Source organism: Sphingomonas echinoides ATCC 14820 (assembly GCF_000241465.1).
Taxonomy (GTDB): Bacteria; Pseudomonadota; Alphaproteobacteria; order Sphingomonadales; family Sphingomonadaceae; genus Sphingomonas; species Sphingomonas echinoides.
On sequence record NZ_JH584235.1, the window covers coordinates 768,118 to 792,934 of the forward strand.

Consider the following 24,817-nt stretch of genomic DNA (forward strand, 5'->3'; position numbering starts at 1 on the left):
AGGGGGAGGGGCTTTTTGGCTTATTCCGCAGTATCGGCGGCGGGCTTCTTCTTGGCGGCCGGCTTCTTGCGGGTGCCGGAGCAGCCTCTTCGGCCGGAGCAGCTTCGGCGGCGGGTTCAGCCGCAGCGGCCTTCTTCGCGGGGGCCTTCTTGGTCGCGGCCTTCTTCACCGGCTCGGCTTCGACCAGCTCATCGCCAGGCGCTGCCGGTTCGATGTCGGCGGCTTCCAGCTCCTTGGCGTCATCCGCCGAAGCCTTGGCCTTCTTCGGCGCGGCCTTCTTGGCGGCCTTGGGCTTGTGGTTTTCGTGGTCGTGGGTGTGCGTACCGGTCGAGAAGCCCTCTTCGCTCTCGATCGCCGCTTCCAGCTCGGCGCGGGTCACTTCGCGGTCGCTGACTTCGGCCTTTTCGAACAGGAAGTCGACGACCTTGTCTTCGTACAGCGGCGCACGGAGCTGGGCTGCCGCCATCGGCTCCTGCTGGATGTATTGCAGGAAGCGCTTGCGGTCCTCGGGGCCATATTGCTGCGCAGCCTGCGCGATCAGGCGGTTCATTTCCTGCTGGCTGACTTCGACGCCGTTGGCCTGGCCGATTTCGCTCAGCAACAGGCCCAGGCGCACGCGGCGCTCGGCGATCTTGCGGTAATCGTCACGCTCGGATTCCATCTCGGCGAGTGCTGCCGCCGGATCTTCCTCATGCGTCGCTTCGTGCTGAAGCTGCTGCCAGATCTGCTCGAATTCGGCTTCGACCATCGACGGCGGCACTTCGAAATCATGGCCCTCGGCGAGCTGGTCGAGCAGCTTGCGCTTCATGTGGGTGCGCGTCAGGCCGTTCAGTTCCTGCTCGATCTGGCCCTTGAGCAAACCGGTGAGCTGCTCGAGGCTCTGCAGGCCGAGCGAGGTGGCGAGTTCGTCGTCGATCTTGGTCTCGCCTGCGGTCTTCACCGTCTTGACCGTCAGGTCGAAGGTCGCGGCCTTGCCGGCCAGTTCCTTGGCCTGATAATCCTCGGGGAAGGTCACGTTGATCTGGCGCTCGTCACCGGCCTTCACGCCGACGACCTGCTCTTCGAAACCGGGGATCAGGCGACCCGAGCCGATTTCGACCGACATGTCCTCGCCAGTGCCACCGTCGAACGCGACGCCGTCGACCTTGCCGACGAAATCGAGCACGACGAGATCGCCGGTCTTGGCGTCATAGGCCGCATCGGCTTCTTCCCAGCGCTTCTGCTGGTCGGCGAACTTCTGCAGTTGCTCCTGCACGACAGCTTCGTCTGCGGGAACGGTCAGGCGCTCCAGCTTCAGATTGTCGATCGCAGGCGTCGGCACGTCAGGGAGCACTTCGAGCTCGACCTTCACATCGGCATCCTTGCCGAGTTCATAGCCGTCATCGAGGCTGACCGAGGGCTGCAGCGCGGGGCGCAACTTGTGCTCGGCGATCAGGTCCTGGATGCCCTGCTGGATCGAGGTGTTGAGCGCATCCTGCATCAGCGCCTCGCCATGCATCTTGCGCACCAGGTTCGCGGGAACCTTGCCGGGGCGGAAGCCGGGCATCCGCACCGTCGGCGCGACACGCTTCAGTTCGGCGTCCACACGCGAATCGATGTCCTTCGCGGTGATCTTCAGCGTGTAGGCGCGCTTCAGCCCCTCGTTCAACGTCTCGACAGTCTGCATACTCAAGTCGTGCCTTTTACAGGAATTTCTGATGGCTACCGCCCGTTTGCCACGAGCGGCCTGGTGCGGGCGAAGGGACTCGAACCCCCACATCTTGCGATGGCAGGACCTAAACCTGCTGCGTCTACCAGTTCCGCCACGCCCGCATGGGACACCGCCGGTGTGGGGCGCGTCTATACCAGCCCTATGGCCGGGGGCAAGCGCGCAAACAGACTGGCTTTATATTGCGCAACCGCCGACGATGCTCGCGCGTTGTTCCGGACAAAGGAGAATCATCATGGCCAGCACGCCCCCGACCGAATTGCCCCCTTTCCCGAGCCAGCCCGGCCAGCCCGACCCGGTGCCGACCGAATTGCCAAGCCCGACGCCCGACGTGGACTTTCCGGCCCCCGATGCGACGCCGGGCGACGAACCGTTCCAGCCAACCGACACCGGCCTGACGGGGGATTTCGCATGAGCGCGGATATCAACAAGGGCCCGCTCGACGATCCCCGCGACGACACCGACCCGCGCAGCGACCTCCAGCAGGAAGTCGAAGCCCGCAAGGATGCCGTCGAGCGCGGCGAAGGCGGCAAGGAGCCTGATGCTTTCACCTCCGCCGGGATGCCCGATGGTGTCGGCGGAACGGGTGGGGTGGTGAAGAATCAAGGGGATGACGGGCAGTAACCGTCAAAAACGAGGTGCGCCCGCAACGAACGCAGGCGCACCTCGCAACACAAACGCGACCACTCGATTTAGTTTGCAGAGGTCTTGCCGACGCACTGCTTCCAGACGCCGCCGATCGTTCCAAATTTCTTTCTGTAATCGATGCGGCTACCCGTGCCTTCGGGATAAATCGAGAAAGCCAGCGACACCCCACCATAGCCATTCTTGATGAGAACGACCCGCGAGCCATCCTCCTGCTCGAGTGCTGCAGTATTGTTCTTGTTCGCCAGACAAAACGCCACTTCCTTCATGGATTGCGGCGAGTGAAAGGTTTCCGTCACGGGCCCGCTCAGAACAGTTTGAGTGGATGCGCATCCAGCCACAAGCGCCGAAAGAAAAACAACAGCCAATCGAATCTTCACAAATTCCTCCCCCAGATACAAAAAGCCAGTATCACTGGCCGTTAACATTGCCGGATCACCAGCAAAGACGCACAAATTCATATTCTATGGACAGCGGACTCACGGTGAAGCGCCACTTACTTCGGAGCCGCTACCTTCGCGGAACCAGTCTCGGGTGCGACCGAAAAATCATACACGCGCGAACGTCCGCTCTCCCCGGAAAAAATAAAAGCATATTCCCCGGGCGGCATGTCATCCGACGCGCTGACCTTGAAAATCCCGTCCCCGACCTCGGTCGCCACAAATGCGGTCGTGTCTTTGGCGTTCACCCCTTTACGCAAGCTTATGGAAAAGTAGGCGGAAAGCCGTCCGACCTCGATCTCCCGTGCATTTCCCTTGATTCGAAAGCGGACCAGGCTGAACTCGCTCGGCGACTGCGCGGCGACAGACCGCTCCACGCCGAAATCGCTGACATTCCTGTCGGCTGTGTCGAAGTAGAAATAGAAAGTCGGCCGCTTAGAAAGCGCATGATACTGACTGGCAGGTTGCGGCAAGGTCAGCATCGACTTGAGCGGAAACAGGACACTCCCGTTACCCGTCGTCCGAGTCCCGCTGCCCGTGGCTGGCCGCAGAAGCACAACGCGTTGGTCGGCCAGCCAATCTTGCGCGAGATAGATACCGGGCGCGTGTTTGACGAGCGGGTCCATCGAACCATTGTCGATCCCCTGCGCGCGCGAGGACGCAATACAACGGCTCACCATGGCCGCAATCACGGGATCCGTGACACCGGCCTTCTTCAACGAGATCAGACCATCGGTTGAGACGTCATATGCACAGGGCAAACTGTTGATCTTAGTCAGAAGCGTTGCTTCACCCAAACCGGCTTCCCGCAACGCGATGACAGCATGATTGTCGAACACCTGCGCAGTTGCAGACGCCCACGCCAAGCAACCTGCGCACAGCGCAAAGACCTTCCTGATCATCTCATCCCCCCGGAATGAGGAATACAATAAGCGGGTTATTCCGGTTGCGAAAGCGCTTTCTTCAGCACTTCATTCACCACGCCCGGATTAGCCTTGCCGCCCATTGCCTTCATCGTCTGGCCGACGAAAAATCCGAACAATTTGTCCTTGCCGCCGCGATAATCGGCCACCTTGTCTTCGTTGGCGGCCATCACTTCCGCGATGACGCGTTCGATTTCGCCGGTGTCGCTGGTCTGCTTGAGGCCATGTTCCTCGACCACGGCGGCGGCACCCTGCCCGGTTTCGAGCATGATTTCGAACACCTGCTTGGCGAGCGTGCTCGACAGCGTGCCATCGGCGATCAGGCCGAGCAGTTCGGCGGCCTGGGTCGGGCTGACCGGCGCGTTTTCAATGTCCTTGCCGGTGCGGTTGAGCGCGCCGAACAGCTCCGACGTTGTCCAGTTCGCCGCCGCGACCGGGGCTGCGCCGCAATCGAGCAGTGCATCGAACCAGCGTGCTGCCTCGACCTCCGCCGTCAGCACCGCCGCCGCATAGGGCGTGATGCCGAGCGCCTCATAGCGCCGCCGCTTGGTGTCGGGGAGTTCGGGCAAAGACGCGCGACATTCGGCAAGGAACGCCTCGTCGAGTTCGAGCGGCAACAGATCGGGATCGGGGAAGTAGCGGTAATCGTGCGCATCTTCCTTCGAGCGCATCGAGCGGGTTTCGTTGCGATCGGGATCGTACAGCCGCGTTTCCTGGACGATGCGCCCGCCATCCTCCAGCACCTCGACCTGACGGCGCGCTTCCTGCTCGACCACAGCCATCACGAAGCGCACCGAATTGACGTTCTTGGTCTCGGTCCGCGTGCCGAACGGCTCGCCCGCCTTGCGCACGCTAACGTTGACGTCGGCGCGCATCGAGCCTTCTTCCATATTGCCGTCGCACGACCCGACATAGCGCAGAATCGACCTGAGCTTACGCAGATAAGCCCCTGCCTCTGCAGGAGACGTCATGTCGGGCTTCGACACGATTTCCATCAGCGCCACGCCCGAGCGGTTGAGATCGACATAAGAGCGCGTCGGATGCTGATCGTGCATCAATTTGCCGGCATCCTGCTCCACATGGATACGCTCGACGCCGATGCGCTTGCCGTGCGCGTCGGGGTTCTTGTCGTCCAGGCTGATGTCGATCGCGCCCTCGCCCACCAGCGGGTGGTAAAGCTGGCTGATCTGATAGCCCTGCGGCAAATCGGCATAGAAATAATTCTTGCGGTCGAACCGCGACCAGCGGTTGATCTGCGCCTCGATCGCCATGCCGGTGCGCACCGCCTGGCGGATGCACTCGCGATTGGGCACGGGCAGCATCCCCGGCATCGCAGCATCGACCAGCGACACCTGCGTGTTGGGCTCGGCACCAAACGCGGTCGCCGCGCCCGAGAAGAGCTTGGCGTTGGTGGTGATCTGCGCATGGACCTCGAGGCCGACCACGACCTCCCAGTCGCCGGTTTCGCCGCGGATGGTGTAGGGGGATTCAGTCATGCGTCGGTCTCGGGTGTGATAAGGGTCAGGTCTGGGAAATAACGGCGATACGGGCGAGGGTCACGTGTTAACAATTGTGCGCCAAGGGCTTCGGCCTCGCCGCCAATCAGGAAATCGGCGAGGAGTTTCTCGCGCCCACCCCCCGCAGCCCGATAGGCGCGGTGCGCCTGTCCGGCGTGGTACGCTCCAGCAACGCTCAACGGCAAGAGCGGAATCCCGAACGCCGAGCACAGCTCTCGCAACTCCACCAGCGTACCCCCACGTGAGGCAAGCTCTCCAACGGTGACCGCAGTCGTCCCGACAGGCCCTGCAAGCCGCGCCAGCGCGACCGCGCGCATCGACCACGGCTCCCATGCCGGATCGCGATCCCGCAGATCGATCAACACATTGGTATCGACAAGAATCACGACAGGAAGGGATCGTCGCCACGGATGTCCTGCATGATCTCATCGGTCGACCGGTTCTCACGAAGATGCGCGAAGCGATCGGATGCCGCGCGCATCTCGGCGATCAGGCGCTGCACTTCAGCCTCGCGATCCAGCTTCGGCTTGCGAATCACCGCTTCGTCTCCACCCCGCCAATCGATCTCGACCGGTTCATTCGGCTTAAGCCCGAGCGCGTCGCGAACATCCTTGGGGATGGTGACTTGGCCTTTGACCGTGAGATTGCTCACCTTGCTCATAGGCGGGTATTACCATTTTCGCGTAATACCGTCCACATTGCTCCGTGAATTTCGGTCAGCGGCATTCACGCTACCACCAACGCTCCGCGCGTGCGGTAAAGCCCGCGCGTTGCTCGATCGCGAGTCCCGCGTTGAGCACGCTCTGCTCATCCAGCGCCTTGCCGATGATCTGCAAGCCCAGCGGCAGCCCCTGCCCGTCCAGCCCGCCCGGCACGCTCATCGCTGGCAAACCAGCGAGCGAGGATGGCACGGTGAACACGTCGTTCAAATACATCGCGATCGGATCGGACGACTTCTCGCCCAGCGCGAAAGCGGCGGAAGGGGCGGTCGGGGTCAGCAGCACGTCGCACTTGGCCCAAGCCTGTTCGAAATCGCGCGCGATCAGCGTGCGGACCTTCGAAGCCTGGGTGAAGTACGCGTCGTAAAAGCCTGCCGACAAAACATAGGTGCCGATCATGATGCGGCGCTTCACCTCGTCACCGAAACCGGCGGCGCGGGTGGCGGCATACATGTCCTGCAAGCCTGCGCCCTCGGGCAAGTCGCGCAAGCCATAGCGCACGCCGTCATAGCGGGCGAGGTTGGACGAGGCTTCGGCGGGCGCGATGATGTAATAGGCCGGCAGCGCATATTTGGTGTGCGGCAGCGAGACTTCGACGATCTCCGCCCCCGCATCCTTCAACCACTCGATGCCCTGCTGCCACAATGCCTCGATCTCGGGCGGCATGGCGTCGACGCGATATTCCTTGGGAATACCGACGCGCTTACCCTTGAGATCGCCCGACAATCCCGCTTCCCAGGCGGGCACCGGCAAATCGAGCGAAGTAGCATCCTTGGCATCGAACCCGGCCATCGCCTCGAGCATGATCGCGCAGTCGCGCACGTCGCGCGCCATTGGTCCGGCCTGGTCGAGCGACGAGGCAAAGGCGATCGTGCCCCAGCGCGAGCAGCGGCCATAAGTCGGCTTGATGCCGGAAATGCCGGTAAAGGCGGCGGGCTGGCGGATCGATCCGCCGGTATCGGTGCCGGTCGCCGCCGGGCACAGCCGCGCCGCGATCGCCGAGGACGACCCGCCCGAAGACCCACCGGGCGCGAGCGGCGCGGTATCGCCAGTGTTGCGCCGCCACGGTGAGATCACGTTGCCGAACGCGCTGGTCTCGTTCGACGATCCCATCGCGAACTGGTCGAGGTTCAGCTTGCCCAGCATCCCCGCGCCAGCCTTCCACAGATTGGCGGAGACGGTCGATTCATAAGGCGGGGTGAACCCCTCCAATATGCGGCTGGCGGCGGTGGTCGGCACGCCGTTGGTGCAGAACAGATCCTTCATGCCGATCGGCACGCCCGCCAGCGGCTTCAGCGTTTCGCCAGCGGCACGCGCGGCATCGGCGGCGTCGGCGGCGGCCAGCGCATGATCGGGGGTTTCGACGAGGAAGGCGTTGAGCGCCGTGGCGGCGGAGACGTTGGCAATGAAGCCCTCGGCCACTTCGCGCGCGGAAAAGCTGCCGTCGCGCACGCCATCGCGGATGGCGGCTACGCCAAGATCGGTAAGGTCGGTCATTATTCGATCACCTTGGGCACGGTGAAGAAACCGTGTTCGGCCTGGGGCGCATTGGCGAGCACGGCGTCACGAATGCCACCGCCAGTCAGCGGATCGGCATTCACGACATCGTCGCGCAGGCGCAGATGGTTGGGGATGACTGCGGTCATCGGTTGGACGCCGGTGCAATCCACCTCGCCCAATTGCTCGATCCATCCCATGATGTTGTCGAGCTCGGGCGCGATGCGCGCGGCGTCTTCCTCGGTAATGGCGATACGGGCAAGACTCGCGATCTTGCGGACGGTGGCGATGTCGACTGGCATGGATCGCGGCTAGCAGAGCGCCCAAGCCTTGCGCAACCTATTCGAACGGATCGCCGACCGGAACGCCCCCGACAAAGACGCGCCGCGCGGGCACGGCGCGGATCTCCACCTTGCCTGCGGCATCCCCGGCTTTCAGCGCAGCGCGCTCGGCGGGCGTGAGCGGGGCTTGCGCGTTTTCATCGAGACGCTCCCATGTGTTGCCCGTCCGTTGGTAGCGCGCCGCGCCGCAGCCCGGTCGCGCGTCCGAGATCACCGGAACACCCCGCACGCCTTTTTCTCTGGGATTGCGCGCGAGATTGTCGATGCACCTTTGCGACAGCGACACCGCCTCGCTGGCACCTGGCGTGTAAAGTAGCATACAGCGATCCTCTCGATCCGTGCCACACCCCTGCCAATCGGTGAGCTGGGTCCGCAAAGCGAGCGGCACGGGCACCGCCACCGGCAGCACGCGCAACCGCTTCACCAGCAGATCCGCGTCGGTCTGCGTGCGGTCGATCGCCGCGACGTCCCAGCGATTGGTCTTGCTCGACACCCCCTTGGCCCGCGCCGCGATCACCGCATTCTTCGATCCTTCCAGCCGCTTCAGCGCCGCCTTGCCGGGATCACCGAAATCGAACGCCAGCGCCGCCCAGTCGAATTTTTCAGGGCTCGTCTTGCCGGATTCGAGCCGCGCGACCTGGTCCGCAGTCGACAGCGCATTGAAGCTCAGCAGCGGCGTCGCCAGCACCAGCCCGACACCCGCGACGACGAACGCCAGCCGCAAATTGCTCGGCCGCACCCACGCACCCCAGTGCATCCGCCCCCGCACCAGCGCGACGAGATACGCGACACCATAAGCCGTGGCCAAAGCAACGAACACCACCGCCCACAAGCGGTCCGGCGTCAGGCCATATTGATCGATGCGCAGGCCCGTCGCGATCGCCGCAATCACCGCCAGCGGCAGCGTCGCCAGCGCCAGCACCATCGCGCCGACACGCAACACCGGATTGCGCAACTCCTCCTGCTCGCCATTGCCGATCACCGCATTGGCCAGGATCAGCGCGCCGATGACGCAGCTCAGCAGGATTGGCGTGGTCGATTTGGTCGCCTCCCACAGCGCATTCAGCCCGGTGAACGGCAAGGCGACGAGAAACACCAGCAGCCCCAGCCCCAGCACGGGTGCCAGCACCGCCAACACCGCGGTCACCACGCGCTGCAGCAGCCGCAGCACCCCGTCGCGTTCCCGCAGCAACCCGAGCGACGCCCCGAAACTCGCGCCGACCAACAGCGCATTGAACCAATTGTGCTGCAACAGATCGCGCAGGAAATGCAGTCCGATCAGATCGAACAGCGATGACAATAGCCACGCGAGCGCGAACACGACGCCGGTGAACAGCCAGCACGCGCACCACAAGACGACATTGGTCCAGGCATTGCCGTGGACATCGGCATAGGGAAATCGCCACGCCGCCTCGTTCCGCGCGGTCTGGAACAAGGGCACCGCGATCGCGATCGACAGGAACAGGCTGGCGCTGTGCCAGTCATGCCACAGGCCCCAGCCGCCGCCATTCCAGTAGAACACCAGCCCGGCAACCGCGCCGACCACCAGTCCGAACAGCACCGCCCAAGGCGCGCGCTGCCGCTCCAGCGCGAAGCCAAAGCTGGCAGCGCCGGTGCCAACCGCCGTCGCCAACGCGATTCGCCAATTTTCCGGGTCGATCGCGGGATAGCGAACCGGACCACCGACATCGAGCAACTGCTGCACCACCAGTGCCGCCAGCGCGCCCACGATGGCCAGGATCAGCGGCCGCAACCGCCATCCCGCATCCGCTTCGAAATCGCCCGATCGGTCCATCGCCATGCTCCCCAACAGTCGCGCCGGACGGAACGCCAGCGCCAAGGCGATTGCAAGCGCCGTCGTCCTGCTGCACGGAAATCGCATGACCAGTGCATCGCTCCTCCAGAAAGGCTGACCCCGCGCGTGGCACGCAAATTCCTTTATGCCTTTGCGGTCCTGATCGTGCTCGTGATCGCGGGCGCGTTCGCTTATGCGATCTGGGGCGTCGATCTGATCCGGCTGGCGATGGTGCCGCGCGCCGCCTTCGTCGCCCTGCCGCCCGAGCCCGCCGCCGCTTATGGCCGCGCCGATATGTGGCTGGCGCGGCCCGACAAGCCCGGCAATCCTGCCTTGTGGACCCCGGCTGGCTATACCCCGGGCAAGGACAGCAAGGCGGCGGTGTTCTTCATCCACCCGACCTCCTACCTCAACCGCGCACGCTGGAATGCGCCGCTCGACGATGCCGAGGCCAATGCCCGCGCCGAGTTGTTCCTCCGCGCGCAGGCGAGCGTGTTCAACCAAGTCGGCGCGGTCTGGGCACCGCGCTATCGGCAGGCGACCTTCGGTGCGTTCCTGACGACGCAAGCCGCCGCCAACCAGGCGCTGAACCTTGCTTATGGCGACGTTGCCACCGCCTTCGACGCCTTCCTTACGCAAGCGGGCGATCGACCGATCATCCTCGCCGGGCACAGCCAAGGCGCACTGCATCTGCTGCGGCTGTTGCGGGAGAAGGTCGCGGGCAAGCCGCTCGCCCGGCGCATCGTCGCGGCCTATCTCATCGGCTGGCCGGTCTCGCGCACCGTCGATGTGCCGACGCTCGGCTTGCCCGAATGCCGCACCGCCGATCAGGCCGGGTGCCTGCTGTCGTGGCAGAGCTTCGCCGAGCCTGCCGACCCCGCGCTGATCCTCGATGCTTATGCCGCCAGCAGCGGCACCGATGGCAAACCGCGCCGCGGCACGCCGATGATCTGCACCAACCCGCTCACCGGCACGCCCGATGCCGCCGCCCCCGCCGAAGCCAATCTCGGCACGCTGTTCCCCGCCCCCGATCTCGCCAGCGCGACGATCGAACCCAGGCGCGTCCCAGCGCGCTGCGATGCGCGCGGCCTGTTGCTGATCGGCACCCCGCCCGCGCTCGGCGGCTATGTGCTGCCCGGCAACAATTACCACGTCTATGACTACAGCCTGTTCTGGGCGAACGTGCGGGCGGACGCGGCACGGCGGCTGGCGGCGTTCGACAAGCAATGATGCCGCCCCCCCGCCCCGTTCGCCCTGAGCCTGTCGAAGGGCCCGTTTCCGCAAGCGGACCGGTCGCGTGTGGAGAGCTGTGCTTCGACACGCTCAGCACGAACGGAAGGTGCGCATGATCACCACCGACCGCACCGAATTCCGCGCAGCCCTCCCCGCCGGTGGTCGCCTGATCGGCCTCGATGTCGGCACCAAGACGATCGGCACCGCTTTGTGCGACGCCGGGTGGAGCTTCGCCTCGCCCGCTTTGCTCATCCGCCGCACCAAGTTCCAGAAGGACAAACTCGCGCTCGCCGAGCTGATCGCGGCGCAGCAAGTGAAGGGCATCGTCATCGGCCTGCCGCTCAACCTCTCCGACGGCAGCGAAAGCCCGCGCAGCCAATCGAGCCGCGCGTTTGCCCGCAACATGGCCGACCTCTGCCTGCCGATCTTCCTGCAGGACGAACGCTGGTCGACCGTCGCGGTCACGCGCACGCTGATCGAACAGGACGCCAGCCGCGCCAAACGCGCCGAACTGGTCGACAAGATGGCAGCGGCCTATATTTTGCAGGGCGCGATCGATGCGCTGGTGGCGGTTTAGCGGCCGTCCGCCCCGGGCCAGGAGGCGCGTGGGAAAAGATCGCGCTCCTCGCGCAAAATGCGTCGCCGCAGCACGGTCATGACATCGCGTGTTGCCGCGCGAAACGCCTCCCAATCCTCCTGAATGCGCTCGATCGGCCACGCCGCGTGATATGCCGCATAGGTGGCTGCGGTCCCGCCAACCTCCTTTAGCACTTGCTCTGCCAGCGAAGCCGTCACCGGGTTCGCGCGTAAAATCGGATACAGGAGTTGGTCCTCCAGCGCGAGGTGCTTGGTCAGCACGCGATTGAGCCGCCAGCGCAGCGACGACAATTCCACGCTCGGGCCATCGCCCCCGACCTCGACCAAGATACGCTTTGCCAACGCCTCGAGTTCGCGATGCTCGTCGGACAGAACCGCACGCTTAATCAATACGATCCCCCGCCCCAGCGTCCAAACCGACGTTACGTCTGCGTATCGTTCCTATCCTAATGAAATATTATCAAACATTATCATTTGCGCGACGGATTGAAAGGCCCACCTTGTCACCGCGCGCGGGCGCCGCTACCCGGCACTCTCGATGCAGCCCTCCGATCACCGCCCCGCCTCGCTCATCCCCGGGCGTGCCGTGTTCCCGCACCGGCATTTGACCGGAATCGAGGGATTGCAGCCGCACGAAATCGTGTTTCTGCTCGATGAGGCCAATGGCTGGGTCGCCGCCAATCGCACGCGCGCGATCAGCGACAAGCGACTCGGCGGGCTGACCCAGATCAACGCTTTCTTCGAGAATTCGACGCGGACCTTGCTGTCTTTCGAAATCGCCGGAAAGCGCCTGGGGGCCGATGTCGTCAACATGCACGCGGCGCAAAGCTCGGTGAAGAAAGGCGAAACGCTGATCGACACGGCGATGACGCTCAACGCGATGCGCGCCGACGTGATTGTCATTCGCCACATGTCCTCGGGCGCGGTGCGGCTGATCGCGGGCAAGGTCGATTGCCCGGTGCTCAACGCCGGTGACGGGCAGCACGAACATCCAACGCAGGCGCTGCTCGATGCGCTGACGATCCGACGGCGGCGCGGCGCAATCGCGGGGCAGCGCGTGGTGATTTGCGGCGACGTGCTGCACAGTCGCGTTGCGCGTTCCAATATCCTCGCGCTGACCGCGCTCGCTGCCGAAGTGCGCGTGTGCGCGCCGACCACGCTGATGCCCGCCGCGATCGAGCGGATGGGCGTCACCCCCTTCACCGATTTCGACGAAGCGCTGGAGGGTGCCGATGTCGTGATGATGCTGCGCTTGCAGAATGAGCGGATGAATGGCGGCTTCGTCCCCTCCAACCGCGAATATCATCTGCGCTACGGCCTCACCGAAAAGCGGCTCGCGCGCGCCAAGCCCGATGCGCTGGTGATGCATCCGGGTCCGATGAACCGCGGCGTCGAAATCGATTCGGTCGTGGCCGATCACGCCCGCTCGGCGATTACCGAACAGGTCGAAATGGGAGTGGCGGTGCGCATGGCCTGTCTGGACGTCTTGACGCGGCGCTCGCGCGGCGTGGCGGGCTGGGCATGAGCCGGATGCTGGCCCTGCTCAACGCGACGCTGGTCTGCCCGGTTGCGGGCGTCTCGGCGGGCGGCGTGCTGATCGAGGGCGACACGATCGTCGCGACCGGCCTGATCGAAGTGCCCGAAGGGATCGAGACGATCGATTGTGGCGGCCTGGTGCTGGCCCCGGCGATCGTAGATCTGGGCGTGTTCGCGATCGACCTGCCCGCTTTCCATGCCGGTGGCATCGTCCGCGTCGGGTTGATGCCCGATCAGTCGCCGGTGCTCGACGACCCCGGCATCGTGCAGCGCGCCGCGCTGATCGGGCGCCCCGGCCTGTGGATTCACCCGATCGCGGCGGCAACGCGCGGGCTGGCGGGCACTGATCTTGCCGAAATGGCGATCAACCGCGATGCGGGCGCGCGCGCGGTCGGCACCGGTGCACGCTGGATCGCAGATTCGGGCGTGATGCGCAAAGTGCTGGCTTATGCGGGCGACCTGGGCCTCGCCGTCATCACCCATGCCGAAGATGGCGGCGTGACGGCGGGCACGGTGGCGACGGCGGGCGAAACCGCGACGCGCATGGGCCTGCCCGCCGCCCCCGCCATTGCCGAGCCGCTGGCGATCGCGCGCGACCTGATGCTGGCCGAGGAAACCGGGGCTGCACTGCACATTCGCCAAGTCACGACCGCCGCCGGTTTCGATCTGGTCCGCGCGGCCAAGCGGCGCGGCGTGCGGGTGACGTGCGGCATCACACCCGCGCACTTCATGCTGTCCGACATTGCGATGAGCGATTTCCGCACCTTCGCGCATCTGTCGCCGCCACTGCGCTCGGAAAGCGATCGGCAAGCGGCGCTGACGGCTTTGGCCGATGGCACGATCGACGTGCTTTGTTCGGGCCATGATCCGCATGGGCCCGAAGAAAAGCGCCTGCCCTTCGCCGATTCGGCATCGGGCATGGCGGGGGCCGAGACGCTGCTCGCTTTGGGGCTGGGGCTGGTGTGCGACGAGACGATTACGATCGAGCGGCTGTTCGCCTTGCTCGCCGCCAATCCGGCACGCGTGCTGGGCGTGGCCACCGGCACGCTCGCCATCGGCGCGCCCGCCGATCTGATCGTGCTCGATCCGCAAGCGCCATGGCAAGTCGATGGCAGCCGCCTGCACGCCAAGGCCGGCAACACGCCGTTCGACGGGTTGCCGGTTCAGGGCAAGGTGGTGCGCGTGTTCAAGGGCGGCAACGCGCTCCCCTTGCCGGCATAAGGCTTAGCGCGACGCCAGTTCGCGACCCTTGGCCCACATCGCGACCTGATCGCCGGCACCTGCGCGCACGAAGCAGCTTCCGCCCGTCGCGCGATACCCCAGGCACAGCGCCACCGCATCGCCGCGCGCGAACCCGCCGACCGACAAGCGATAGAAGCTCTTGCCCTTGGTCGTGACGCTCATGCCCTGCGGCGTGTGTCCGGCGAAACCGGCAAAGCGGCGCGAAACGCGGCCCCAGGCGTCATGCGCGACGCCCGCAGTCTGATAGGCACCAAGCTGGACATAGAAACTGCCCTTGGCGACAGCACGCGGAGTCGAGGTGACCGCAACGGCGACGGCCGCGCGCGGCGCAACCGCGCCATGCTTTGCGCGGGTGTTGGCAACCGCGACGGGCAACGCCTGCACGACTTCCTTGCGTTCAGCAAACACCACACCGGCGATGCTCGGCCCAACGACCGGCTTCGCGTCCGGCTCGACTGCGGCGACCGCGACCGGTGCTGGCGTCGGTGCAGGCGCAGCTTCGGGCTTGCCGGGCATGAAGGCATCGACCGGGGCTTCGGCTGCGGCCATCGCCGTTGCGGCGGGACGGCCATTCAAGGCGAGCGCGACCGGCAGGCCGGGGTCGACCACAGGCGTCACGCCAAGCAAGGTCGCGACTTGATCCGACGCCGAAGTCGGGCGCGAGAAGGTCGACCAATCGAGGATGCGTCTGGCGACATCGGCGGGGGCGACGTCCATCGCCACCACCGTCTGCGCCTCGCGCCAGCGCCCGGCGAGCGCCAGGCTCAGCGCAAAGTTCTGGCGGATCTTGGCATCGGCCTCGGGTGCGCGCGCGGCGGGCCCCAGCACTTCGACCGCCGTCGCCGGATCGCCCGCCAGCGCGATTGCGAGGCCACGATCCGCGACCGGGATCGTCGCCGCATGGGTGTCGAGCGTCTTGCGCGCGCCAGCCCAATCGCCCGTTGCGATTTGCGCCAGCGCCAGGTTCAGCGCCACCTTCCCGTTGCCATCGTCGAGCGTCAGCACATCGGCGAACACATCGCGCGCCGAAGCAAAGCGGCCGCCCTTCAGATAGCTTTGGCCAAGCAGCAGGCGATAGGCCGCAACCTGCGGCTGATCGCCAACCGCGGCCTCGGCATGCCGAATCGCAACGTCGAATTTACCATGTGAGAGCGCGGCTTGCGCAGCCGCAAATTCCTCACGCCCTTGCTTTTCCGCCCGCGATTGCGCGCGCGCGCTGGCTGCGGCGATCGTCGCGGTGGTGACGGCGGCAAGCGTGCCGCCAGCGAGGCAGAGCGCGACCCCCAATGTCAGGGGACCGAAAGTGATGGCGGACCGAGTCTTCATCGTATCTCCCCCTTCAGGGTTGTCAGCGCTTCGCCCGGGTCGGGAGCTGGCGCACCAGATCCTCGACTTCGGGCAGGGATTGCAGGAAATGGTCGAGCGCTTCGGTGACCAGCGTTTGCGCCGACGCATTGTGCAGCGCGCTGGCCAGCCGCAGCCGCAGGTGGCGATCCTGATCGAGCCGCAGCGTAAAGGCCGATTTCGGGCGGCTCTTGCCATGCTTTTTCTTGGTTTCGCGTTCGATCCGGCTGGCGGTGGCGACCGATACCGGCTTCATCGCGATCGGGCGTGCGGTCTCGACCGGCTCGGGCGCGGCAAATTCTTCGTGCAGCACCTCGCGCTGGATCAGGACCGGCGGAACCGGGACCGGCGGGACTGCCGCCACGATCGGCGCAGGCTCCACCACCGGCGGATGATCGCCACCCATGTCGTTCCAGCCGAGATCATCCTGCGCGCCCGGCATCGTGCCGAACCCGCCAAAACCCTGCGGGCGCATCGCAGGCTTGGCCTGGCCCTTGCGTGCGAGCAGCGTCGAGGACAGCGAGGCGAGCGGTTTTTGTTGGCCGAACATGTTCATGTCAGCTCACCACCCGGCGGCCGAAACCACCCGCTGCAGGACGCTGTGCCCCGAAACCATTGGCGACATTGGGGGCGGCGAACACGGTGCGCCGGAAATTCTTTTCAAGGCGATCAGAAATATAGGTCCACAGATCGCGGATTTCCTGCGCCGATTTGCCATTGCCATCGACTTCCATGACCGTGCGCCCGTCGATCATCGAGGCCGCAAAATCGGTGCGGTGGTGGACCGTGATCGGCGCGACCGTGCCGTGTTGTGACAAGGCAACCGCTGCTTCGGAGGTGATCCGCGCCTTGGGCGTCGCGCCATTGACGACGAACAGCAGCGGCTTGCCCGCGCGTTCGCACAAATCGACCGTCGCCCCGACCGCGCGCAGATCGTGCGGGCTCGGGCGTGTGGGGATGACGATCAGCTCGGCCACCGCGATCACGCTCTGGATCGCCATGGTGATGGCGGGCGGCGTGTCGATCATGGCCAGGCGGAAGCCCTGCTGACGCAGCACCTCCAGATCGGCCGCCAGCCGCGCGACCGTGGTCTGGGCGAAGGCCGGAAATTCGCTCTGCCGCTCGTTCCACCAATCCGACAGCGACCCTTGCGGATCGATGTCGATCAGGACGACGGGGCCAGCCCCGGAGAGCTGCGCCTGAACGGCCAGATGCCCGGACAAGGTTGTCTTGCCCGATCCGCCTTTTTGAGATGCCATCGCGAGGACGCGCATGAGCCCCTTTCACTCCCGCTAATCGAGAGCCATGCCTGCCATGCCATCCCTCAAGGAACGGTTAACGACCGGGGCTGCGCTCCCTCTTTAGGATGAGCGTGGGTAACAAAATCTTTGCCATGATGCGGCTACAGGGCATGATCGATTGAAGAAACGGAACGGGACCATTGTTATGCGCAAGGCGCTCATCCTCGGCATGGCCGGGCTCTTGCTCGCAATCGGTGCGGCATCGGCACCCGCCGTTGCGGACGTGCGCGAGGGCGTCGATGCGTGGAGCCGGGGCGAATATAAGAAGGCCGTCGAGCAATGGCGGCCGGCGGCCATTGCTGGCGACGCCGATGCACAGTTCAACTTGGGGCAAGCCTATTCGCTCGGTCGCGGCGTTCCGGTCGACATTCCGATGGCCGAAAGCTGGTTCCGCAAGGCCGCGCTTCAAGGCCATGCCGAGGCAGAGGCGAAATATGGCCTGGTGCTGTTCGACCAGAAAAAGCGCGCCGAGGCGCTGCCCTGGCTCGAAAAGGCGGCGAAGCGCGGCGAGCCGCGTGCCCAGCTGGTGTTGGGGACGATGCTGTTCAATGGCGACAGCGTCGCGAAGGACTGGCCGCGCGCCTATGCGCTGCTGGTGCGCTCGGCGGCCGCCAGCACGCCCGGCGCGTCCGAAGTGCAGGCGCAAATGGATACACTGATCCCGACCGACCAGCGCCAGCAGGGGTTGCTGCTCGCCCGGCAATATGAAGCCGAGGCGCAACGCCCGCAGCTTCCGCCCGAAATCTCCGGGCGCGGCACCAGCACCGCGATGCGCGCCACCGACTTGCCGCCGTCGCAATATGATCCGAATGTCGGCAACCGGCCCCAGATCGTCGCGCTCGCTCCACCGCCCGCCGCCAAGCCAACGAAGCCGCGCGTACCGCCCCGTGCCGCCGCAGTGGCTGAAGCGGCTCCCGCCCCGGCGGCTGGGCGTGGCGGCTGGCACGTTCAGCTTGGCGCGTTTGGCGATCCCGGCAATGCCCGCAAATTGTGGGGTCAAGTCAGCGGACGGTTTGCCGGGGCGAGCGTCAGCTACGTCAAGAGCGGCGCGCTGACGCGCGTGCTGGTCGGGCCTTATCCTTCGCGCGCGGCAGCAGCGGCGGCATGCGGCGCGGTGCGTCCGTGCGTGCCGGTCAACCCATAGCGCGTTACGCGACGACCCATTCCGCGCGGGGGATGCCCTGCGCGTAGAGCAAGGCGGACAGATCACCCTGATCGATCCGCGCATCCGCCGCTGCGGCGACGACAGGCTTGGCGTGGTACGCGACGCCCAGGCCAGCGGCGCGGATCATCGCCAGGTCATTGGCACCATCGCCCACCGCCAGCGTCGCCTCGGGCGGCAGGTTCAGCTCGGCCATCGCCGCCAACAGCGTCTGCAATTTGGTGTCAGAGCCGACGATCGGCTTGGTCACGGTGCCCGACAGCACACCACCCGCAATCTCGAGCCGATTGGCGATGGCGCGGTGAAAACCGATCTGCGCCGCCACCGGCTCGGCAAAGCGCGTAAAACCGCCCGAAACGAGAATGGCGGTGGCCCCGCGCGCGCGCATCGTGCCGATCAAGGCGACAGCGCCCGGCATGATCGTCACGCGCTCGGCGAGGCAGCGCTCGATCACCGCCTCGTCCAGCCCCGCCAGCAACGCGACGCGCGCATCGAGTGCGCCTTCAAAATCGAGCTCGCCGCGCATCGCCGCCTCGGTAATCGCCGCGATTTGCGGCTTGATCCCGGCATAATCGGCGAGTTCGTCGATGCACTCGACGGTGATCATCGTCGAATCCATGTCGGCGACGAGCAGCTTCTTCTCGCGGCCCTCAGCCTGCTGCACGACGACGTCGACGCCGGGAAACGCGCCCTCCAGCGCCGTGCGCGCGGCATCCGAGGCCAGGCCGAACGCAATGTCCGCCGCCTTGCCCTGCTCGATCCAGCCCTGCGCGACCGGCGAACAGCCAGCCGCTTCCAGCCGGTCCATCGCCGCCGAAATTTCACCCGCAGCCAGACTATCCGATGCTATCAGCGTCGCAATGAACACACGTCACCTCCCAAGGCTCGCGCTCATCGCAGGGCCAACCGCCAGCGGCAAGTCCGCTCTCGCGATTGCGGTTGCCGAACGACACGACGGCGTGGTCATCAATGCGGATTCGGCGCAGGTCTATCGGGATTTGCGCGTCTTGACGGCACGCCCGACTGCGGAGGACGAAGCGCTCGTGCCGCACCGGCTGTTCGGCCATGTCGATGGTGCCGACAGCTATTCGGCCGCGCGCTGGGCGAACGAGGCCGCGCGCGAGATCGACGCGGCGCACGCTGCAGGCAAGCTGCCGGTACTGGTGGGCGGCACCGGCCTCTATCTGCGTACCCTGCTCGACGGCATCGCACCTGTGCCCGAGATCGATCCGCAGATTCGCGAGGCGGTCCGCGCGCTGCCGGTGGCGGAGGCCCATGCTGCACTTGCCGTGCTGGATCCGCCCGCCGCCGCCCGGCTCGCCCCCGCCGACACCACCCGGGTGGCGCGCGCGTTGGAGGTGGTGCGCTCGACCGGCAAGCCACTGACGGAGTGGCAAGCGGCGCGCAGCGGTGGCATCGGCGACCGCGTTTCGCTCGCCGCGCTGGTGCTGCTGCCCGATCGCGACTGGCTGATGGCGCGGTGCGATGCCCGCGCGGCGGCGATGTTTGCTGACGGTGCGCGCGCGGAAGTCGCGGCATTGCGCGACCGCGCCGACATCCCCTCCTCCGCACCGATCCGCCGCGCGATCGGCGTGCCCGAAATGCTGGCGGTTCTGGCCAGCGAAATGACCGAAAATCAAGCACTTGACCTAACCCGCATCGCCACTCGGCAATATGCGAAACGGCAATATACCTGGTTCCGCAACCAGCCCCCACCCAGCTGGCGGCGCAGTCATATGTTAGAAACAATCGAACTAATGCATGAAATAGACATATTATTACATGATTAGTGGTTGACACGTACATTTCGTGCAACTAGCAGCGCCGCTCCAACGCTGCTAAAGGCCGCAGCGCAAAAGGAGACCGAACGTGACCGAGAAAAGCGGAGCAGACATCCTGATCGAGGCGCTGGGCGATCTCGGCGTGGAGGTCGTGTTCGGCTATCCGGGTGGTGCGGTGCTACCGATTTACGACGCGCTCTTCCGCCACAATGCCGCAGGCGGCCGAATCAAGCATATTCTGGTGCGCCACGAACAAGCCGCAACGCATGCCGCAGAGGGCTATGCCCGCTCGACCGGCAAGCCCGGTGTCGTGCTCGTCACGTCGGGCCCCGGCGCGACCAATGCCGTCACCGGCATCACCGATGCGCTGATGGATTCGATCCCGATGGTGGTCATCACCGGCCAGGTGCCGACCACGCTGATCGGCACCGACGCCTTTCAGGAGGCCGACACCGTCGGCATCACGCGCCACTGCACCAAGCATAATTATCTGGTGAAGGATCCGGCCAAGCTCGGCAACACCATCCACGAGGCGTTTCACATCGCCACCTCGGGTCGCCCCGGCCCCGTCGTGATCGACATCCCGAAGGACGTTCAGGTCGCCACCGCGCGCTACACCAAGCCCGGCCCGATCCGCCACAAGACCTATCGCCCGCAGGTCAAGGCCGACCAGAGCGCGATCGAGCAAGCGGTGGACATGCTCGCTGCTGCCGAGCGCCCGATCCTCTATACTGGCGGCGGCATCATCAATGCCGGCCCGGCGGCCAGCCAATTGCTGTGCGAACTGGCGCGGATCACGGGTGCCCCCGTTACCTCGACGCTGATGGGCCTGGGTGCCTATCCGGCGAGCGGCCCGCAATGGCTCGGCATGCTCGGCATGCACGGCACGTACGAAGCCAATCTGGCGATGAACAAGGCCGATCTGATCGTCTGCCTCGGCGCGCGCTTCGATGATCGCGTGACCGGGCGGCTCGATGCCTTCAGCCCCTATTCGCGCAAGATCCATGTCGATATCGATCGCTCGTCGATCAACAAGAATGTCCGCGTCGATTTGCCGATCGTCGCCGATGTCGGCCATGCGCTGGAAGACATGGTGCGCGTGTTCAAGGCGCGCCGCCATCCCAAGCCCGATCTCGCCGAATGGTGGCGGATGATCGCGGGCTGGCGCGCGGTGAAGAGCCTCGATTTCGCCGAGACCGGTTCCGAGATCATGCCGCAACGCGCGATCCGCGCTTTGTGGGAGGCGACACACAAGCGCAGCCCGATCATCACCACCGAAGTCGGCCAGCATCAGATGTGGGCCGCACAGCATTTCGGCTTCGAAGGCCCGAACAAATGGCTGACCTCGGGCGGGCTCGGCACGATGGGCTATGGCCTGCCCGCCGCGATCGGCGCGCAGCTCGGCAACCCCAAGGCGCTGGTGATCGACATTGCCGGCGAGGCCTCGATCCAGATGAACATCCAGGAGCTGGCAACGGCGATGCAATATCGCCTGCCGGTCAAGATCTTCATCCTCAACAACGAATATATGGGCATGGTCCGCCAGTGGCAGGAACTGACCTATTCGAGCCGCTATGCCGAAAGCTATTCGGACACGCTGCCCGATTTCGTGAAGCTGGCCGAAGCCTATGGCTGGAAGGGCATCCGCATCGAAGGCAATGATCAGTTGGACGACGGCATCGCCGCGATGCTCGATCATGACGGGCCGGTGCTGGTGGATTGCCGCGTGGCCAAACTCACCAACTGTTTCCCGATGATCCCCTCAGGCGCAGCCCATACCGACATGCTGCTCGCATCGAGCGAAGTGTCGGGCGAAATGGACGACGAAGCGAAGGCGCTGGTCTAATGCATATCACCGAAGAAAAAACGCAGCGGCACACGCTGGCCGTGATGGTCGATAACGAGCCGGGCATTCTCGCCCGCATCGCCGGCCTGTTCACCGCACGCGGTTACAATATCGAGAGCCTGACCGTGTCGGACGTTACCGCCGACCAGGCCGTCAGCCGCATCACCATCGTCACCTCGGCCAGCGCGCATGTGATGGAACAGATCATGGCACAGCTCGACCGGCTGGTGCCGGTGCATTCGGTGACCGACCTCACCGCGCTCGGGCCGCATGTCGAGCGCGAACTGGCGCTGCTCAAGGTCTCCGGGCACGGCGAACACCGGATCGAGGCGCTGCGCCTTGCCGACGTGTTCCGCGCGCGCGTGGTCGACACCACGATCAACAGCTTCGTGTTCGAACTGACCGGCGGGCGCGAGAAGATCGATGGCTTCATCGCGCTGATGCGACAGGTCGGGCTGTGCGAAGTCGCGCGCACCGGCATCGTCGCCATCGCCCGCGGGGACAAAGCGATTTGAAGCGGGCGATTTGAAATGAATACCCCTCTCCCGCCGGGAGAGGGAGGGGCCCGCCGCGAAGCGGTGGGAGGGTGAGGGCGACGGCGCCCCAACCCATCACCCTCACCAACTCCGACTAGGCGGCAAAGCGGCCAAGTCTTCGTATCCTCTCCCACGGGGAGAGGGCTTTGATAGGGAACCAAAGAATGCGCGTTTATTATGATGCCGATGCCGATCTGAACCTGATCTCGACCAAGAAGATCGCCATCGTCGGCTATGGCAGCCAGGGCCATGCCCATGCCCAGAACCTGCGCGATTCGGGCGTCAAGGACATCGCCATTGCGCTGCGCGCCGGGTCTGCGACCGCCAAGAAGGCGACCGACGCCGGCTTCAAGGTGATGACCAATGCCGAAGCCGCTGCCTGGGCCGACATCACCATGATCCTCGCCCCCGACGAGCATCAGGCCGCCATCTATGCCGACGATCTCCACGCGAACCTGAAGCAGGGCGCGACGATCGCTTTCGCGCACGGCCTCAACGTGCATTTCGGCCTGATCGAGCCGCGCGCCGATCTCGACGTCATCATGATCGCGCCCAAGGGCCCCGGCCACACTGTGCGCAGCGAATATGTGCGTGGCGGCGGCGTCCCCTGCCTGATCGCGATCCACCAGGACAAGTCGGGCAACGCGCATGACATCGGCCTCGCTTACGCATCGGGCGTCGGCGGCGGTCGCTCGGGCATCATCGAGACCAACTTCAAGGAAGAGTGCGAAACCGATCTGTTCGGCGAGCAGGCCGTGCTGTGCGGCGGCATCACCCACCTCATCCAGGCCGGGTTCGAAACACTGGTCGAAGCGGGCTATGCCCCGGAAATGGCCTATTTCGAGTGCCTGCACGAGACCAAGCTGATCGTCGATCTGCTCTATGAAGGCGGCATCGCCAACATGCGCTATTCGATCAGCAACACCGCCGAATATGGCGACATCACCACCGGCCCGCGCATCATCACCGATGAGACCAAGGCCGAGATGAAGCGCGTCCTCGCCGACATCCAGTCGGGCCGCTTCGTCAAGAATTTCGTGCTCGACAATCGCGCTGGCCAGCCCGAACTGAAGGCCGCGCGCAAGCTGGCTGCCGCGCATCCGATCGAGAAGGTCGGCACGGAATTGCGCGCGATGATGCCGTGGATCGGCGCGAACAAGCTGGTGGACCAGACCAAGAACTGAACCGCATTCCTAAGCTCCGGTGGAGGGCGCGTCACGCGCCCTCCACGAAACGGATCGTTGCCGAAACAGCGTTTGACGCTTCCACCTGTTGCACCGCATTTGCGCCCCACGTAACAGGAGACCGCAATGCGCCTTACCCATCTCTACACCGCCACCGCCGCCGTATTGCTCTTTGGTGCCCCCGTCGTCGCGCAAATGGCACCGCCCGAAATGCTGCGCGGTGCCGGCACCGTAACCGACGTCAAGGCCGGCACCTATGCGGTTGAGCCACACCACACCCAGGTGACCTTCAGCGTTAGCCATTTCGGTATTTCGCCGTATGCCGGCACCTTTTCGGATGCCAGCGGTACGCTCAAGCTCGATCCGGCCAAGCCCGCCGAGACCCAGCTCGACGTCACCCTGCCGATCGCCAGCGTGCAGACCACCAGCAGCGTGCTGACCGGCGAACTGAAAAGCGCCGACTGGTTCGACGCCGCCAAATTCCCGACCGCGACCTTCCATTCGACCAAGGTCACCCAGATCAGCGGCGATGCGGTGGCAGTTGATGGCACGCTTACCCTGCACGGCGTGACCAAGCCCGTCACCTTCCGCGCAAAGCTGTTCGGCGCGGCGACCAATCCGATGAGCAAGAAGGCCTCGATCGGCTTCCTTGGCCGGATGGTGATCCATCGTTCGGACTTCGGCGTCAGCAAATATGTGCCGGTCGTGTCGGATGAAACCGTGCTGGTCATCAACGCGGCGTTCGAGCTTCAGTGAGCCCAACGATCCCCCCGTCCGAGGACACCGAAGGCCGCCCCGGCGTGGGCCGCGTCGAGGCGTTTTCGGACGGGGTGATCGCGATCATCGTCACGATCATGGTGCTCGAGCTGCACCCGCCGGTGGAGGCGGGGCTCGGGCATTTATGGTCACTATGGCCGATCTTCTTCGCTTACGCGCTCAGCTATCTCTACGTCGCGCTTTACTGGTCGAACCATCACCGGCTGTTCAGCCATGCGAGCGTGGTCAGCAACGGTCTTATCTGGTCGAACATGGCGCTGCTGTTCGCGCTGTCGCTGGTGCCGTTCTCGACCGCCTATCTCGGCGAGCAGCATTTCAGCCGCGATGCGACCCTCGTCTATCTCGTCACCATGTTCGTCCCCTCCATCGCTTATGCTTGGCTACAGCGCGTGATCCGCGCAACCGGCGTGCAAGGCGTACGCGCCACTCGCTATCACGTGGCGACGCTGCGCAAGGGTATCGTCGCAATCCTCCTCTATCTGGCGGGCATGCCGCTCAGCTTCGTCTCGCCCTGGCTCGGCATTGCCTGCGCGATGCTGGTGGCGGTGCTGTGGTTCCTGCCCAACAGTCCGTTTGATCGACTGTTTGAATCCCGGACTGGACAGCCTACCCCGTGACTTGCTAACGCGCCGGACAATGACGCAGGCTCTGCTTCTTTCGCTGCTTCGACTTACGCGCCCTTAGGCGCGCCCC

At 65.1% G+C, this 24,817-nt stretch carries 27 protein-coding genes and 1 tRNA gene; 13 read left to right on the forward strand and 15 right to left on the reverse strand.

The features are described from left to right. Both tig and ON00_RS03585 read right to left on the reverse strand, forming a co-directional pair. Nucleotides 1-1,666: trigger factor (tig, locus tag ON00_RS03580; RefSeq protein WP_010403214.1), on the reverse strand; the 1,666-nt coding region annotated here is incomplete at its 3' end. Nucleotides 1,667-1,727: 61 nt separating this feature from the next. After that, a tRNA-Leu gene (locus tag ON00_RS03585) sits at nucleotides 1,728-1,812 on the reverse strand. Nucleotides 1,813-1,943: 131 nt separating this feature from the next. Between ON00_RS03585 and ON00_RS03590 the strand changes: the two genes are divergently transcribed. Both ON00_RS03590 and ON00_RS03595 read left to right on the forward strand, forming a co-directional pair. Further along, nucleotides 1,944-2,123, forward strand: coding sequence for a hypothetical protein (locus tag ON00_RS03590; protein ID WP_010403216.1), 180 nt, complete (start codon nucleotides 1,944-1,946; stop codon nucleotides 2,121-2,123). Next, a complete protein-coding gene (locus ON00_RS03595; RefSeq protein WP_010403218.1) occupies nucleotides 2,120-2,332 on the forward strand; it encodes a hypothetical protein in 213 nt (70 codons plus the stop codon). The genes ON00_RS03590 and ON00_RS03595 overlap by 4 nt, the downstream gene beginning before the upstream one ends. A 68-nt stretch (nucleotides 2,333-2,400) precedes the next feature. Here the strand turns inward: ON00_RS03595 and ON00_RS03600 are convergent, their stop codons facing one another. From ON00_RS03600 to ON00_RS03635, 8 genes are all read right to left on the reverse strand, one after another. Further along, complete coding sequence (locus ON00_RS03600) at nucleotides 2,401-2,781, reverse strand: hypothetical protein (protein ID WP_245535528.1); 381 nt, start codon at nucleotides 2,779-2,781, stop codon at nucleotides 2,401-2,403. 68 nt (nucleotides 2,782-2,849) lie between these two features. Beyond that, nucleotides 2,850-3,695 (reverse strand): hypothetical protein, encoded by an 846-nt coding sequence (locus tag ON00_RS03605; protein WP_010403220.1) that lies wholly within the window; start codon nucleotides 3,693-3,695, stop codon nucleotides 2,850-2,852. A 35-nt stretch (nucleotides 3,696-3,730) separates the two neighbouring features. Continuing rightward, the gene (gatB, locus tag ON00_RS03610; protein ID WP_010403221.1) at nucleotides 3,731-5,212 is read right to left on the reverse strand and encodes an Asp-tRNA(Asn)/Glu-tRNA(Gln) amidotransferase subunit GatB; all 1,482 of its coding nucleotides are present in this window, start codon (nucleotides 5,210-5,212) and stop codon (nucleotides 3,731-3,733) included. After that, nucleotides 5,209-5,619, reverse strand: coding sequence for a type II toxin-antitoxin system VapC family toxin (locus ON00_RS20075; RefSeq protein WP_029622410.1), 411 nt, complete (start codon nucleotides 5,617-5,619; stop codon nucleotides 5,209-5,211). Before ON00_RS20075 ends, gatB begins: the two co-directional genes overlap by 4 nt. Then, nucleotides 5,616-5,894, reverse strand: a complete 279-nt coding sequence (locus ON00_RS03620; RefSeq protein WP_010403223.1) for an AbrB/MazE/SpoVT family DNA-binding domain-containing protein — start codon at nucleotides 5,892-5,894, stop codon at nucleotides 5,616-5,618. The genes ON00_RS20075 and ON00_RS03620 overlap by 4 nt, the downstream gene beginning before the upstream one ends. A 70-nt stretch (nucleotides 5,895-5,964) precedes the next feature. After that, nucleotides 5,965-7,449, reverse strand: a complete 1,485-nt coding sequence (gene gatA / locus ON00_RS03625; RefSeq protein WP_010403224.1) for an Asp-tRNA(Asn)/Glu-tRNA(Gln) amidotransferase subunit GatA — start codon at nucleotides 7,447-7,449, stop codon at nucleotides 5,965-5,967. Next, nucleotides 7,449-7,751, reverse strand: coding sequence for an Asp-tRNA(Asn)/Glu-tRNA(Gln) amidotransferase subunit GatC (gene gatC, locus ON00_RS03630; protein WP_010403225.1), 303 nt, complete (start codon nucleotides 7,749-7,751; stop codon nucleotides 7,449-7,451). Before gatC ends, gatA begins: the two co-directional genes overlap by 1 nt. Nucleotides 7,752-7,788: 37 nt before the next feature. Then, nucleotides 7,789-9,672 (reverse strand): DUF4153 domain-containing protein, encoded by a 1,884-nt coding sequence (locus ON00_RS03635; RefSeq protein WP_010403227.1) that lies wholly within the window; start codon nucleotides 9,670-9,672, stop codon nucleotides 7,789-7,791. A gap of 39 nt (nucleotides 9,673-9,711) precedes the next feature. On the opposite strand from ON00_RS03635, the gene ON00_RS03640 reads away from it, so the two are divergent. Beyond that, entirely contained in the window at nucleotides 9,712-10,815 is a 1,104-nt protein-coding gene (locus ON00_RS03640; RefSeq protein ID WP_010403229.1) for a DUF3089 domain-containing protein, read from the forward strand. A 115-nt stretch (nucleotides 10,816-10,930) separates the two neighbouring features. After that, nucleotides 10,931-11,395: a Holliday junction resolvase RuvX gene (ruvX, locus tag ON00_RS03645; protein WP_010403230.1), complete on the forward strand. Its 465-nt coding sequence runs from the start codon at nucleotides 10,931-10,933 to the stop codon at nucleotides 11,393-11,395. Here the strand turns inward: ruvX and ON00_RS03650 are convergent. Next, on the reverse strand, nucleotides 11,392-11,805 hold the full coding sequence (locus ON00_RS03650; protein ID WP_010403232.1) for a hemerythrin domain-containing protein: 414 nt from the start codon (nucleotides 11,803-11,805) through the stop codon (nucleotides 11,392-11,394). The two genes, ruvX and ON00_RS03650, sit on opposite strands and share 4 nt — an antisense overlap. 148 nt (nucleotides 11,806-11,953) lie before the next feature. Here ON00_RS03650 and ON00_RS03655 point away from each other — a divergent pair, with 148 nt between their 5' ends. Next, the gene (locus ON00_RS03655) at nucleotides 11,954-12,940 is read left to right on the forward strand and encodes an aspartate carbamoyltransferase catalytic subunit (RefSeq protein ID WP_010403234.1); all 987 of its coding nucleotides are present in this window, start codon (nucleotides 11,954-11,956) and stop codon (nucleotides 12,938-12,940) included. After that, nucleotides 12,937-14,172: a dihydroorotase gene (locus tag ON00_RS03660; protein ID WP_010403235.1), complete on the forward strand. Its 1,236-nt coding sequence runs from the start codon at nucleotides 12,937-12,939 to the stop codon at nucleotides 14,170-14,172. The genes ON00_RS03655 and ON00_RS03660 overlap by 4 nt, the downstream gene beginning before the upstream one ends. Before the next feature lie 3 nt (nucleotides 14,173-14,175). On the opposite strand, the gene ON00_RS03665 is transcribed toward ON00_RS03660, so the two are convergent. Genes ON00_RS03665 through ON00_RS03675 form a run of 3 tightly spaced genes read right to left on the reverse strand, consistent with a single transcriptional unit; the run spans nucleotide 14,176 to nucleotide 16,811 of the window. Then, entirely contained in the window at nucleotides 14,176-15,519 is a 1,344-nt protein-coding gene (locus ON00_RS03665; RefSeq protein WP_010403236.1) for an SPOR domain-containing protein, read from the reverse strand. Nucleotides 15,520-15,541: 22 nt separating this feature from the next. After that, nucleotides 15,542-16,093, reverse strand: a complete 552-nt coding sequence (locus ON00_RS03670) for a hypothetical protein (RefSeq protein ID WP_010403237.1) — start codon at nucleotides 16,091-16,093, stop codon at nucleotides 15,542-15,544. Nucleotide 16,094: 1 nt separating this feature from the next. Further along, the gene (locus ON00_RS03675; RefSeq protein WP_010403240.1) at nucleotides 16,095-16,811 is read right to left on the reverse strand and encodes a ParA family protein; all 717 of its coding nucleotides are present in this window, start codon (nucleotides 16,809-16,811) and stop codon (nucleotides 16,095-16,097) included. A 172-nt stretch (nucleotides 16,812-16,983) separates the two neighbouring features. On the opposite strand from ON00_RS03675, the gene ON00_RS03680 reads away from it, so the two are divergent. Beyond that, complete coding sequence (locus ON00_RS03680; RefSeq protein ID WP_010403242.1) at nucleotides 16,984-17,982, forward strand: SPOR domain-containing protein; 999 nt, start codon at nucleotides 16,984-16,986, stop codon at nucleotides 17,980-17,982. Between the two features lie 4 nt (nucleotides 17,983-17,986). Here ON00_RS03680 and serB read toward each other — a convergent pair whose 3' ends face one another. After that, nucleotides 17,987-18,868, reverse strand: coding sequence for a phosphoserine phosphatase SerB (gene serB, locus ON00_RS03685; protein ID WP_010403243.1), 882 nt, complete (start codon nucleotides 18,866-18,868; stop codon nucleotides 17,987-17,989). Between serB and miaA the strand changes: the two genes are divergently transcribed. The 6 genes from miaA to ON00_RS03715 all read left to right on the forward strand — a co-directional run bounded on the left by miaA (nucleotide 18,861) and on the right by ON00_RS03715 (nucleotide 24,741). Further along, nucleotides 18,861-19,790: a tRNA (adenosine(37)-N6)-dimethylallyltransferase MiaA gene (miaA, locus tag ON00_RS03690; protein ID WP_029622412.1), complete on the forward strand. Its 930-nt coding sequence runs from the start codon at nucleotides 18,861-18,863 to the stop codon at nucleotides 19,788-19,790. The two genes, serB and miaA, sit on opposite strands and share 8 nt — an antisense overlap. A 79-nt stretch (nucleotides 19,791-19,869) precedes the next feature. Next, complete coding sequence (locus ON00_RS03695) at nucleotides 19,870-21,627, forward strand: acetolactate synthase 3 large subunit (RefSeq protein WP_010403245.1); 1,758 nt, start codon at nucleotides 19,870-19,872, stop codon at nucleotides 21,625-21,627. After that, nucleotides 21,627-22,142, forward strand: coding sequence for an acetolactate synthase small subunit (gene ilvN / locus ON00_RS03700; RefSeq protein ID WP_010403246.1), 516 nt, complete (start codon nucleotides 21,627-21,629; stop codon nucleotides 22,140-22,142). The genes ON00_RS03695 and ilvN overlap by 1 nt, the downstream gene beginning before the upstream one ends. Nucleotides 22,143-22,327: 185 nt before the next feature. Continuing rightward, nucleotides 22,328-23,347 (forward strand): ketol-acid reductoisomerase, encoded by a 1,020-nt coding sequence (ilvC, locus tag ON00_RS03705; RefSeq protein ID WP_010403247.1) that lies wholly within the window; start codon nucleotides 22,328-22,330, stop codon nucleotides 23,345-23,347. A gap of 126 nt (nucleotides 23,348-23,473) precedes the next feature. Continuing rightward, the gene (locus ON00_RS03710) at nucleotides 23,474-24,103 is read left to right on the forward strand and encodes a YceI family protein (RefSeq protein WP_010403248.1); all 630 of its coding nucleotides are present in this window, start codon (nucleotides 23,474-23,476) and stop codon (nucleotides 24,101-24,103) included. Continuing rightward, a complete protein-coding gene (locus ON00_RS03715; RefSeq protein WP_245535529.1) occupies nucleotides 24,100-24,741 on the forward strand; it encodes a TMEM175 family protein in 642 nt (213 codons plus the stop codon). Before ON00_RS03710 ends, ON00_RS03715 begins: the two co-directional genes overlap by 4 nt. The last annotated feature ends 76 nt before the right edge of the window (nucleotides 24,742-24,817 follow it).